At 38.2% G+C, this 12,724-nt stretch carries 11 protein-coding genes; 5 read left to right on the top strand and 6 right to left on the bottom strand.

All coding sequences use genetic code 11. The features are described 5' to 3' along the window. Nucleotides 1-57 precede the first annotated feature (57 nt). The 5 genes from parE (at nt 58) to ACED29_RS12360 (ending at nt 6,927) form a co-directional block, all read left to right on the top strand. The gene (gene parE / locus ACED29_RS12340; protein WP_124018297.1) at nt 58-1,944 is read left to right on the top strand and encodes a DNA topoisomerase IV subunit B; all 1,887 of its coding nucleotides are present in this window, start codon (nt 58-60) and stop codon (nt 1,942-1,944) included. Nucleotides 1,945-2,061: 117 nt separating this feature from the next. Further along, entirely contained in the window at nt 2,062-2,721 is a 660-nt protein-coding gene (locus ACED29_RS12345) for a Tn7 transposase TnsA N-terminal domain-containing protein (protein ID WP_371697766.1), read from the top strand. Then, nucleotides 2,705-4,720 carry a Mu transposase C-terminal domain-containing protein gene (locus tag ACED29_RS12350; protein ID WP_371697767.1) on the top strand — a complete coding sequence of 672 codons (2,016 nt, stop codon included), beginning with the start codon at nt 2,705-2,707 and terminating at the stop codon, nt 4,718-4,720. Before ACED29_RS12345 ends, ACED29_RS12350 begins: the two co-directional genes overlap by 17 nt. A 12-nt stretch (nt 4,721-4,732) precedes the next feature. Continuing rightward, nucleotides 4,733-5,764 carry a TniB family NTP-binding protein gene (locus tag ACED29_RS12355; protein WP_371697768.1) on the top strand — a complete coding sequence of 344 codons (1,032 nt, stop codon included), beginning with the start codon at nt 4,733-4,735 and terminating at the stop codon, nt 5,762-5,764. A 101-nt stretch (nt 5,765-5,865) separates the two neighbouring features. Continuing rightward, a complete protein-coding gene (locus ACED29_RS12360; RefSeq protein WP_371697769.1) occupies nt 5,866-6,927 on the top strand; it encodes a TniQ family protein in 1,062 nt (353 codons plus the stop codon). Between the two features lie 213 nt (nt 6,928-7,140). Here the strand turns inward: ACED29_RS12360 and ACED29_RS12365 are convergent, their stop codons facing one another. The 6 genes from ACED29_RS12365 to ACED29_RS12390 all read right to left on the bottom strand — a co-directional run. Beyond that, nucleotides 7,141-7,506 carry a hypothetical protein gene (locus tag ACED29_RS12365; RefSeq protein ID WP_371697770.1) on the bottom strand — a complete coding sequence of 122 codons (366 nt, stop codon included), beginning with the start codon at nt 7,504-7,506 and terminating at the stop codon, nt 7,141-7,143. A 24-nt stretch (nt 7,507-7,530) separates the two neighbouring features. Beyond that, nucleotides 7,531-7,998: a GIY-YIG nuclease family protein gene (locus ACED29_RS12370; protein WP_371697771.1), complete on the bottom strand. Its 468-nt coding sequence runs from the start codon at nt 7,996-7,998 to the stop codon at nt 7,531-7,533. Nucleotides 7,999-8,151: 153 nt separating this feature from the next. After that, complete coding sequence (locus ACED29_RS12375) at nt 8,152-8,388, bottom strand: hypothetical protein (protein ID WP_371697772.1); 237 nt, start codon at nt 8,386-8,388, stop codon at nt 8,152-8,154. An 11-nt stretch (nt 8,389-8,399) separates the two neighbouring features. Then, nucleotides 8,400-10,136 (bottom strand): TniQ family protein, encoded by a 1,737-nt coding sequence (locus ACED29_RS12380; protein WP_371697773.1) that lies wholly within the window; start codon nt 10,134-10,136, stop codon nt 8,400-8,402. Between the two features lie 978 nt (nt 10,137-11,114). Continuing rightward, nucleotides 11,115-12,161, bottom strand: coding sequence for a hypothetical protein (locus ACED29_RS12385; RefSeq protein ID WP_371697774.1), 1,047 nt, complete (start codon nt 12,159-12,161; stop codon nt 11,115-11,117). Continuing rightward, a partial coding sequence (locus ACED29_RS12390) for a tyrosine-type recombinase/integrase (RefSeq protein WP_371697775.1) occupies nt 12,158-12,724 on the bottom strand: 567 nt, incomplete at its 5' end. The genes ACED29_RS12385 and ACED29_RS12390, both read right to left, overlap by 4 nt.

A 12,724-nucleotide genomic window follows, 5' to 3' on the forward strand; every position in this document is an offset into this window, starting at 1 on the left:
CATACAATGATCAATTTGAGCTAACTTTGGCTCTATTTAACTCCAAATGTGTGGACTATGAGCAACCAATATACTTCTGACGCTATTGAGGTCCTTAATGGACTTGACCCGGTAAAACGCCGTCCAGGTATGTATACCGACACCTCTAGACCTAATCACCTCGGGCAAGAAGTCATTGATAACAGTGTTGATGAAGCTCTGGCGGGGCACGCGACTAAAATTGAAGTTGTACTCCATAACGATAACTCCCTTGAAGTGACCGACGATGGACGTGGTATGCCGGTGGATATTCACCCTGAAGAAGGCATGCCTGGGGTTGAACTCATTCTGACCAAGTTGCACGCAGGTGGTAAGTTTTCCAATAAAAACTACCAGTTTTCGGGTGGGTTACATGGGGTGGGTATTTCTGTTGTTAACGCCTTATCCACTCGAGTTGAAATTAGCGTTCGCCGTGATGCACAGATATATGAAATGGCCTTTGAAAATGGCTTTAAGGTTGAAGAGCTTGTTGTAACCGGTACTTGTGGACGACGCAATACTGGTACTCGAGTCCATTTTTGGCCCGATGTGAGTTATTTTGATTCACCTAATTTTTCGGTCAGCAAGTTAATTTACATACTCAGAGCCAAAGCAGTATTGTGCCCCGGTTTACGTATTAAGTTCACTAATAAACACAATGGTGAAGTGCACGAATGGTTCTACGAAAGTGGCCTAACCGATTACCTCAAAGAAGCGATTAAAGACTCTATTTTGCTACCTGAAGAGCCGTTTGTAGGCAGTTTTAAAGGTAAATTAGAGGCTGCTGAGTGGGCCATTACTTGGCTGCCAGAAGGTGGCGACAGTTTAAGTGAAAGTTATGTTAACTTAATTCCTACCCCACTTGGCGGAACCCATGTCAATGGCTTTAGGCAAGGTTTACTTGAGTCAATGCGCGAGTTTTGTGAGTTTCGCAATCTTGTGCCCCGAGGCATTAAGCTGTCGCCCGAAGATATTTGGGATCGTGCGGCATTTATCCTGTCGATAAAAATGCAAGACCCACAATTTGCTGGGCAAACTAAAGAGAAATTATCGAGTCGTCAAAGCTCTGCATTTGTTGCGGGTATTGCTAGAGATGCGTTTTCTTTATGGTTAAATTCCAATACTGAGTTAGCTGAACAACTAGCAGAATTGTGTATTGGTAATGCTCTGCGTCGTTTGAAAGCGGCTAAGAAAGTGGCACGTAAAAAGGTCACGTCTGGTCCAGCACTCCCAGGTAAGTTAACCGATTGCAGTGGTCAAGACCCAATGCGAGGTGAGTTATTTCTTGTCGAAGGTGATTCTGCTGGTGGTAGTGCTAAACAAGCTCGAGACCGAGAGTTTCAAGCTATCATGCCGTTAAGAGGCAAGATATTAAATACTTGGGAAGTCGATTCTGGACAAGTGTTAGCGTCGCAAGAGGTTCATAATATTTCGATTGCGATAGGTTGCGATCCCGACAGCGATGATATTTCAGAATTACGTTATGGTAAAATTTGTATTTTAGCGGATGCCGACTCTGATGGACTGCATATTGCCACCTTATTGTGTGCTTTATTTTTAAAGCATTATCGTGTGTTAGTCGATAATGGTCATGTGTATATTGCAATGCCACCGCTATTTCGTATTGATATTGGTAAAGAAGTTTTTTACGCCCTTGATGAGGAAGAAAAAACAGCAATTTTAGACCGTATCGCTGCCGAGAATAAAAAAGGCAAAGTACAAGTCACTCGCTTTAAAGGTCTGGGTGAAATGAACCCGTTGCAACTGCGTGAAACTACGATGGATCCTAATACTAGACGTTTGGTGCAATTAACCATAGATGATGCGGATGAAACCGTGGCATTAATGGACATGTTACTTGCTAAAAAGCGTGCTCCTGATCGAAAGAGCTGGTTAGAAACTAAAGGTGACTTAGCGTTACTTTAGTTGTTGCTTATACCATAAGCTGTCATTTTAGTGTCATAAGCTGTCATTTTTGCACCATAAGTTGACACGGCTTCATTTGTGGCATAGCTTTGAAGAAACTTTCAGGGTTATGTCCTTATGTTTAAAAAGCCGAAACGTCGTGTAGTAAGAAAGTTAATGTCTAAAAGCGTTAATGTCTTTAATGGGCGTAAGTCTTTAGATAAAATTACTCACTTAGAAAGTCCACTAGAAGCTGATTTCTGCTATCACTTAGAATTTGACCAAAACATTAAGAGTTACCAAGCACAGCCTTTGTCATTTCTGTATCATTTTGAGGGTGCAGCCCATCGTTACACCCCCGACTTTGAAGTTGTATATCAAGATGGAAGCATTAGCTATTTTGAAATTAAGTTTGATGCTGACATTTTACGTATGAATGATTTTTCACAATGGGAAGAGGCTATACGTAAAGCTGCGCTTAAAAATGGCAAAGGTTTCATAGTATTAACTGAGTCCTTTATAAGAAAAAAGCCATTATATGAAAACCTGTTAAATACATGGTCAGCAACAAATATCGACATAGATAAAGACTTCCTCATACATTTAATCCAACAACTTGATGATAGAAAGCAAGCCCCAATCCGTGAATTAATTTTAGATACATCTTCTGACTATCAATTTGAACAAATTTATCGCCTGATTTTTGAAAAGAGATTAGTAACATCTTTACAAAATGAGCTCCTTTCAAAATCTTCAATGGTCGAACATAGCGGAAAGCCTTATGACACTTACTTATAAACAAGGTGATTACATAATCGTTAGCCAAAATGAAATCGACATTCAATTTGAAATCGTCGAATGCAGTGTAGGTTTCATCACGTTACTAGATACTTTATCTAGAATAGAGTCAGTTCGCAGAGTTGTGGAAATTGATGAACTAGTCGTTTCAGGAAGGGCTTCTGTTAAAGCTAGAAATATAAAAGAAAGGCTACTTAAAAAACAAAATGCAATCGACTTTGGTAGTTATTCCGAATCACTTAAGCAACAAGCAAGAGAGCGATACAATTTTGTAATAGCGGTTTTAGAAAGCAAGCTGCCGTCTAAATCTGTAGAGAAACTCACTCCAATTATTGAAAATACTTGGAGTAATAATGTGTTTAAGACAATAAATTCACCACCTAGTCCAAGAACAGTGCAACGATGGGTTAAATCTTACATTGACTCAGGCTTTAGTGTGCGAAGTTTAATTTCTGCTAATGCTGGTAAAGGAAATCGTTCAGCTAAAGTCGATGATGCATTAGAGCCATATATTCAACAAGCCATAAAACATTTTAAACAACTAGAACAGCCGACAATAGCTAAGTCATATGACCAACTCACGACCTTAATTCACTACGACAACATACTTATAGCCGATCCATCCCAAAAGCTAAAATTAATGACTTATTCTGCATTTTTGAAACGATTAGAAAAAGAGGCACCAAAACAGCTTTTAATCGCAAGAAAAGGTAAAGAAGCAGCAAATATAATGTATCGGACATACAAGGAAGTTCAAGAAACAACATTAATCCTTCAACGTACAGAAGTAGACCATACCCAATTAGACCTATTTATCGTAGATTCTAAGCAAAAAATGGTACTTGGACGGCCATATATTACAGTCATTCTCGATTATAAATCGAAGTCTATCTTGGGCTTCTATATTGGATTCGAAAAGCCTAGTTATATGAGTATAGCAAGAGCTTTACGTCATGCTATTTTACCCAAAAGTTACGTTCGTCAGATGTATAAAGAGGTAGAGTATGATTGGGATTGCTATGGCATTCCTAGAACGCTAGTTGTTGACCGCGGTAAAGATTTCGAAAGTATTGCACTAGTTGATGCATGTATGGACTTAAATATACGAATTCATCGGAACCCCGGTAAGCATCCTTGGTATAAAGGATCTGTTGAGTCATATTTTAAATCATTAAATTTAAGGCTGTTAAATGATTTAAGAGGGAAGGTGTTCCCTAATATCGTTGACTCTAATACTTATGATCCTAAAAAAAATGCAATCATCACAATGGACTTGTTTCTAACTATTTTCCATAAATGGGTTATAGATATTTACCAACGAGATTTGGTTGCAAAAGGAACCATTATCCCGAGGGTCAGCTGGCAAGAAGACCTAGAATTTGTTCCTCGTAGAGTAATGAATAAAGATGCATTGGATATAGTTTTGGCTGAAAGGACCACAAGGCAAAATGGACCCCATGGAATTGTCTTTGAGCATATTCGTTATGATAGTGATGAGTTAATGAAATTGAGGTCGTTAACTGGGTTTCGCAAATTAGAGATAAAATATAATCGAGAGGACTTAGGATATATCTATGTCCTAGATGATAGAAATTCTCGAGATAAGACCTATTTCAAAGTACCTACGATTATGCCTGAGTACGCGAAAGGGTTAAGTCGCCATCAACATCGAATTATTTTAGCATTCAACAAAAAATATCTTGATGGTTTTAAGGAGCCTGAAGCATTAGCGGCAGCCAAAATGAAGGTGAACTATCTAATCGGAGAATACTTAAATACACAGAAAGATAATTCTGTTGCAACGGTGCAAAATGTGGCTAGATACAAAGACATTGGCCAACAATCGGATCAAAGTGTGACATCCTCCGTGAGCAAACAACAAACAGATGAATATTCTGGAGTTCCCAAATCGAAGGTTGCAATACCATCGCCAATTAATTTAGATAAACCTGATTTTGATGGTTTATCTAATACTCTTCCAGATGAATTAGATTTCTAAAAGAGCATATCAATGACACAAGAAGAACAAATCCGTGCCATAAAAAACATTTTTGTACCTACTAATACGCTACAGGAAATCCTGGGAGCGATGAAGAGAATTAGGGAACTCTCTAAAATTTGTGATTATCAAACTGATCCTGACTGTATGTTTATTACGGGGGAAACCGGTGTAGGGAAAACAACCTATATAAATCAATATATGAACAAAAATCCGAGGTATACCTTACAAGATGATGATGTAGAGAGAACTATAGTTCCAGTATTGTATTGTTCTATGCCTAAAGCAAAGCATCCAAAGCCTATTATTGCTGCGATTTTAACTGTGTTGGGTGATCCACTTCAAGGAGCCAATGGTGATGCTCGACAGCTTACAGAACGTCTTGTTCGCCTAGTGCAAGAAACAAGAGTTGAATTGATCATCATAGATGAGTTTCAGCATGGTATAGAATCAAAAAGTAAAAACGTTATCCAAGAAATTGGCGAATGGTTTAAGATCTTCATTAATAGTGCCAGAATACCAATAGTGTTTGTTGGAGTACCATGGGCTAGGCCTGTACTGGAAATTAACGTACAACTAAAAAGACGCGTTAGAAAACGTAATTACACTATCCCGAATTATACTTTGGACACCTTTGATGTATTTCAAATGTTTCTTCAGAAAGTTGAAGAAGCACTTCCAGTCAAACCTGAACACTCGCTTTGGCAAGTTGAGTTTGCCTTTAGATTGTTTGCTGTATCGAAAGGAAATATTTCGGAGCTGATGGATGGCGTAATTATACCCGCCGGAATAGAGGCTATTTATGATAAATCAGAAGTCATAACCTTAAGCCATTTCATTAAAGCGGTAGAAGAAAACACTGATTTTTTACCTGAAAATAATCCAATAAGCATGGACATCGAAAAGGTGGTGGCTTTCCAGCAAAAAGAGGAGTCGACATGGAATCCTAATGCGAAGAAAACCGAAAAACGTGTTGTTGATGCAACGTATGCAAAAGTTAAATTCTCTGATTTAAACTTAAAATCGATTTTGAGCAAGAGATGATTGTATGAGATGCGTCGGTTTGAGTATATGCAATTTTGAGTTCTAATGATAACCAAGTCCCTCTCAACACCAACTTCAATTGTGAATCTCAAAAAGGTCATATGAATAATCGCCAGTTACTTATTAGGTTAAAATCTCAGCATGCTGAGTCATTGCAGGGCTATATCTATAGGTTGTGTAGGGTTAATGGCTATCAAGTTAAAATGTTCAGCGCATTAGTGAGGCAACGCTCCAATGTGCTGATAACCTCGCTTAAGCCATCAGACCGCAAAATAGTGAAAGGAGCTATACAAGATTTAACCAATGGTTCACTTCGATCAGATACCTTTGATGAAAGGCTTTTTAAACAAGATTTTGGTGAGCTATTTGAATATCAAAAAATCAAACTATGTATTGAGTGTTATCGTAGTAAAAAAATTATTCACCGACTTTGGAGCTTTAAGCATTATCTAGTCTGCTCACATCATGGTTTGCTATTAGTTGATCGTTGCGATCAATGTCATGTCCAATTTTCCGGAGCAACTTTAATTGATGAGTCTTGTTGTCAATGCAAAAAGCCGATAGGTAGCATTGCTCAAAAAAACTATGAAGTTGACCCTATTTCATATCAAATTAGTCAGCTTCGTGAGTTTAATGAACAAACGCTAGATGATATTCGAAGCATGGTACAGCCACTTACTCCATACGGTATGCTGTATTCGAGAGAAAAATATCGCGGTTGGCTTAATAGTAAAGAAACCGAAATATCTAGTTTGTACGAAGCCCAAACCGATTTTTTGTCAGTATTTAAAAACCGTGAACTAACCCGTAAATTGATTTTTGATTACATTGAGAATGCTCCTGGTAACATTGCTGTCAAATTTGAAACATCGTTTTATCATAATTTGCGCAAAGATATATATCAGGATTTTAAAGCTGATTTACAGTATGTGTTATTCGATAAAGCGGAACAATTCACCCCTTTTAATGTGACCTTAAATTGGATTGATGTGATATTGCATATACCTTCCGAGAAAGTGAAGCGTCGCTTGAACGACCTAGACCCAGGAATTATCACTGGCAGGGGGAATTTTTCTGTCTGTCATATGAGTCAATTGCAAGATATCGTCTACGTGGATGCATCTTTGCTTGAGCCTGTGAATCTTAAGTCTAAAGTAAAATAGTAGAATTAATTTACCTTACTGGTTGTGCGGAACGAAAAGTATAAACGCTCGATAGCGTTAGCACTTGGGTAAGCATAATGAGCTTTTGGTATTTGACTATAGCTTGCCCAAAGTGATGCAGATACTTACGAATTATTTCATCTAATTGCCATTATAACTTAGCCCCCGCCTTTTTAGCCTCTGGAAAAATTACATCTTGAATGAGTTCTTTTATCACTTCGCACGTTGCACCCGATACCTGAATCTGGCCAGCTGAATGCTGGCTCGAAGATATAGCTGGCTCGAAGATATAGCTGGCTCGACATTAATACGTGTGTATGTTGGCACATTGCTAAGAGCTTTGTGTAATGCAGAACCACGCGGTCCCCAAAACGATTTTGGAAATGAAAAAATTCCTCTACGCATAGCTGCCACTCCAACTTCTTTACCATCAAGGCGGAACAAATATAACAACGTTTCACTATTACTGGGACCCTTCCATTTCAAACCTGCTTCAATGAGTTTGTCATGAATGCTTTGTACTGCACCACTTTTATCGTGGCGAATAATATTGGCTAGTAAATCTTCCTTTGCTCCCATGGTAAAGCTCCTTTTTGAATTGAATTAGTAATTATCAAAATCATTGTGTGGTGTTGATAAGCTTACAGACGCATACATTTCTAACAGTGCTTGTCTCATTGGATCTGGCTCAGATACATATCGGACGTGCATTTCTCGTACTCGTAGCTTCTGTTTAATAAATACAGGACCAAAAGATGGGTGTTTTTCTAAATGTGCCCTAGACCCTTCTTTCACGTATGAGGCCTGAGTAATACCTGTAAATTCTCGAGTAAGCCTAAATGCAAATGTTGCTGAATTATGTCCCGAACTTGGACGACTGTGATTTTGTAATCTCTTCCTAAGAGTGTTGGTTCTTCCAACGTAAAGATGAGTATCGCTTTCTGAAAATAGATAAATGCCGGATAAAGGCATTTCTTTGGGGAGCGATGAAACTGTTACTGGAGTCATCTTTAGCAGCTTTTGAAAAGAGGGCTCTAATGAATCTATATACGCTTTAAATATAGGATGCATGTAATAAAAACCTTCTCGTTTATGCAGTAGTATTAACACTTCAGGAAATTCAATATCTCACTTGCAGGTAAAGCTAGGTGTGGGATACTAATAAATTACCTTTAGAAAACATGACAGCTCTTTTGGCGGTAGTAAAGACAATGCGAGTGGGTGTTATGCATAACCACCTTGTTCAATACCACTGATATAGCTGATGACTTCGCTAGCTAAACCTCTGTTGCAGGCTTCAATAGCTGAAATATAACCAAATGCAGGTATGGGACTGTGTAACCAGTTTTCAACGTCGTCATAATTTCCGGTCCATGAATAGAGCAAAGACAAAATGTAGTCTATTTGTGATTCACTAAAAAACTCTTCTAAAACACCAACTAAAACTTGTTGCTTTGTCATTGTACCTGCCTCTATGTTTTACAACTATATATGTTGATTAATCCACCATCAATCTTGGGACCAGAAACCTGCTTTATTGGTAGATTTGAATTATTTTTTAACTGATGTCGTAACAAATATTTCTGCTTAAACACAGTTACACTCGCTTTGGTTACTAATAAAACCTTCCTTGTTGTTCTACTTACTTTTTGTTTAGTTGCCTGAATAAAACCGAGTTTTATTAGTTCGTAAAGTACGTTTTTATTAACGCCTAAAGCAATACTTGCTTCTTTTGGGGATAGTGAATCTTTGGGTACTGATTCCGAGTTAAGATGAAACTTGAACTGATCAAACTTAAGTGATGTGGTTGCACTTTTATGGATTGTAAAACGAAGTTCACCATTTAGCATTTTTTCTATAATAGTGGGAAAATTCATCTTTCTAAGGTTAAGGTGTTTCAGCCCATAAAACGGTTTTTTTAGGCTGTTATCTGCTTTTAGTTGCAGTAATGTGATTAAATTCTCTACTTCTGTTGATGAAATTAACCATGATTTGTGTTTTGGGGATGGTTTAAATACCGCAGATATCGCTCCATTATTCAATAACATGTACATGTTGTAATCACTAACTCCCATTAGTTTTGCACTATCGGAAAGCGACAATAAATCAGCGGAACCCTCTTTTAAAGAATTAAGGTCAGAGCGCTTAAACAAAGATAGGCCGTTATCCAACAAGTTTGTTGGGGTTAATAAGCCACTATGAATGAACCGCTCTACATTCAATTGACTACAATTCAAAATCTCACATGCCTGCTGTAATCCCACAAAGTCGGATTGGTTAATGATGTGCTCTGGAATGAGTTGAATAGCACTATTAAAAACACTATTAGTAAAATGATGTTGTAGATAATATTCAAAATGGCACTTTAACAGTTTATAGCCTGTTGAATTAGCATTGAGAGGGTTATAAATTTCATCATACAGATCTCTATAGCAACGTCTTATCCCCGTTTTTCGCTTTTGGGACATTGGATTTTGTTCATAATAAGCTAATAATTCGTAGTAGTTTTCAGGCCATGAATAGAGGTACTGTAATAACTTAGCTTGATTTTTTGTGTCATCAATTAATCGATCAAAACGCTCGAAAAATGAGATCATATCAAGTAAGCCTGGTAAGTCGATGTTCGGAAAAGGGCTGTCATAAGGCTCAGTGTTTTGCCACAACTGGTACACCAATTTATTAAAGGCGCATTCATTCGTCCAGACACTGTCACTGATATAGTCATGGTCTATTTCGCATCTAATTTTATAGTCCAGATTCTTGGTGGCCCATGTCAGTGGTTTATTTGTGTGAATGTCAGATGCGATAAGGCGACGATGATGTATCGGGCACCACGACACATAATTAAATGCTGTGACCAGAGACAAGATACCTGATTCTTCATAGCAAGTCGGACAAAATTTTACCCGATTAAAACTGATTGTTTTCATCTGAAATCGTTGGTCGTGAAACTTAAAACGTGTATTCGATGTTTTTTGGAATGCAATATGGGTTAACTTGCCGATCGGAAGATTGAGTAAGTTTGCCAATTTCTCAAGATCTAAATCGCCATAGTACAGACGCTTGTTGGGGACCTGGCCATTAGTGATTTGTTCGTCAAGTAACTTCAGCATTTGCATAATGTTTTGATAACCATTCGCTGTTGAAACCCTTAAAAGGTATTGAGGTAATCCTTCAAATTCATTGGGAAATGGACGAATCAATAGCATGATAGTAGCCATTAGTGAGCGATAAATATACTGTAGGCGTCTTTCCCGTAAGATCAAATTTAATGATTTTTATGATCAAAAAATACGGGGGTGGCGAATGCTTAACATAAATAAGATCAATAGCTGGTTGCTGTAGGCTGAATCAGTGATTTAATACTTCAAAGCTGCTGTAACGCGTTTTAAGCTAAAAATAATAAAAAACAAATGAACAAGATGGAATCAGAACAATTTTGCTTATTAAGGCCCTTTTAGGGCGTTTAAAAGCTAACATATGACGTATGCTCTAATCGAACCGGTGGGTTTAACCTTAGAAATGTTAATCTAAAACTTACTAATTAGGGTTAACAATTTAGCTCAAAAATGCCCATAGTGAGTCAGGATAGCTTAACCATAATAAGCTAAGCACAAATCAGTCGCCCCCATTCTAGTTATACTACAGAGTAACTACTGTAACGGTGACGATTCAAAGAGAAGAATTGTTAATGAAGAATACTAAACTCAATATATTGCTCTCAAAATGTGACGCAACAGCACCAATACCTGATGATTTAGCTGCATGGCTTGATTCTCCTTCCGTTGGAAATGAGATTATTACGTATTGAAAAGAGACGTCGATATGTCCTGATGATGAGTATCGTGCAGCGTTAAAGAAAATTGAGGGATTATTCGATGCAATACCGAATACAGTAGAAGGTTCTGAGCTTGAAATGTGGATTTCATTAGTTGAATTATATGAAAATGAACACATTCCCAATGTAACTCATAGTTGCCCCTTTATTCGTTAGAGTAAACACTCATTCATATTCTGTTAATGTCACTTTGCCTTATCAACATTTATCTGAAATCCGCTGGCTACTTCAAGCTGAATCATGGTCTCCTGAAATTCGACGGTCCATGTATCTAAGCTTTTTGAGTCTCGACCAAAAAGAGAAGCATTGTGCTTCCCTTAGATTCTTTTGGTTGGTTTGCCTTCAATGATCAGGCTTTAGAATCGCAAAAATGGAATGCTTCATCAGCTATCGAAAGACATTCTGAACACTCTGTTTCAGTTGGTTTATAGCCATCATGAACGACGTCGTTCCTTATTCCCTTAAACCTAAGCAACTGCTTCACCAAACCATCAACTTCTTTATTAAACAAGTTTGGCAAAGCTTCGGTTATCACATCATGAATGCGCCTATACTTTTTGATCTTATTACCTTTAGCTCTGTAGACGTTTAGTAAGTCGTACAAAGACAGCTCAAGTGCAATGAAAGACTCCAACACAGCCGCACTGTAATTATCTTGTTCATTCGCCATTTCATAAGCCCGCATAAGAGTTACACGCCAGCTAGGAAAGTCTCCTGTCGTAAGGTCATGGGCAATGTGACTAGTGAATTTAGCTCGGTCAAAATTAGGCAATTCATGATCTGCTAGGTTCAGCGGTTGCAAAGAAGTGAATCTTTGAGCATCAGGCTCCCAATCATCGAATAGTTCGTGGAGTCGTCGGTCGGTATCTTTAATTAAGTGATGTTGCTCGTATTGTTTAAACCCAGTAACAATGAAGGGTTTAAAGCCTGTCATAAAGTCTACTTCTTTAACCGATGTGTCTCGCGTGGCGTAGCGATAGACCCTGATGAAGTGGTTCAGGACGTTTAAAGATTTAATCTCTAAACCTTTGGAGAGTCCATCAGCTTCAACAGCAATACGGACAAGCGTGGTGATACTAGAGCTACTAAATTGTGTGTGCTCGTTGTCAGTATCCATCAACAAACTAACATCAATTGAACCATCAGCCCGTTTTACAGCATTGCAAATCTGGTTGTCACCAGTCTGACGTGATGCTTCAAAGTCATATTTATAGCCCTCTGAATTATCATGGGTGACTGTGATTATCCTGTCATTTACAGATAAGGTGTTGACGGAATCCATAGGTTTCCCTATGCCTACAACAACACGAACACCTTCATAATCGAAGTAGGCTTCACCAGGCATAACCCTTATATTTCCTGGGTAAAAGAACTGAAATAATGCACAACCTTTCAATGTAGCCTCCTATGGTTAATTAATTCTGTCGTAACTCTTGTACGAATGTCATGGCCTTTGAGTAATAAAGATATTGCAAATGAATGGCGGAAAGTATGGGCGGTAACGCGCTTATCTATACCACAGTTAGTGGTAGCTTGCCTTAATGCACGTGAAAAAGCCGTTGGATGAATATGGTGTCTGCACACATAGTTGTCACTTGGGTGCATACAACGGCGGCTAGCAGGAAAGAGATATTGCCAATGAAACTTAGAGGCTTTACTGCGGTATTTTCTGATGAGAGAGATGGGCAATGAAGCAAGTCCAAAGCCATCTGACAAATCCGCCTCGTGGAGCTTTTTTACCTGTTTCATTTGTGACTTTAGAACATCAATCAATCCGTTAGGTAGCATACAAACTCGATCTTTTTGCCCTTTACCTCGGTACACAAAGATAGATTTAGTGGTTAGATCAATATCTTTTACCCTAAGTTTTAAGGCTTCCTTTAATCTTAGCCCTGAGCCAAATAGGATGGCACCAATTAAATAGTGGTAGCCTGACAAATTGCTGATGATCAGTTTTGC

The sequence above is a fragment of the Shewanella sp. 5S214 genome (assembly GCF_041439795.1).
Lineage (GTDB): Bacteria > Pseudomonadota > Gammaproteobacteria > Enterobacterales > Shewanellaceae > Shewanella > Shewanella vesiculosa.

What these genes read in the sequence shown, in the direction of transcription:
- ACED29_RS12365 (WP_371697770.1), bottom strand. Translation starts at nt 7,506, where the DNA reads ATGGGAGCAAAGGAAGATTTACTAGCCAATATTATTCGCCACGATAAA.
- ACED29_RS12375 (WP_371697772.1), bottom strand. Translation starts at nt 8,388, where the DNA reads ATGACAAAGCAACAAGTTTTAGTTGGTGTTTTAGAAGAGTTTTTTAGT.
- ACED29_RS12345 (WP_371697766.1), top strand. Translation starts at nt 2,062, where the DNA reads ATGTTTAAAAAGCCGAAACGTCGTGTAGTAAGAAAGTTAATGTCTAAA.
- ACED29_RS12380 (WP_371697773.1), bottom strand. Translation starts at nt 10,136, where the DNA reads ATGCTATTGATTCGTCCATTTCCCAATGAATTTGAAGGATTACCTCAA.
- ACED29_RS12355 (WP_371697768.1), top strand. Translation starts at nt 4,733, where the DNA reads ATGACACAAGAAGAACAAATCCGTGCCATAAAAAACATTTTTGTACCT.
- parE (WP_124018297.1), top strand. Translation starts at nt 58, where the DNA reads ATGAGCAACCAATATACTTCTGACGCTATTGAGGTCCTTAATGGACTT.
- ACED29_RS12360 (WP_371697769.1), top strand. Translation starts at nt 5,866, where the DNA reads ATGAATAATCGCCAGTTACTTATTAGGTTAAAATCTCAGCATGCTGAG.
- ACED29_RS12350 (WP_371697767.1), top strand. Translation starts at nt 2,705, where the DNA reads ATGACACTTACTTATAAACAAGGTGATTACATAATCGTTAGCCAAAAT.
- ACED29_RS12370 (WP_371697771.1), bottom strand. Translation starts at nt 7,998, where the DNA reads ATGCATCCTATATTTAAAGCGTATATAGATTCATTAGAGCCCTCTTTT.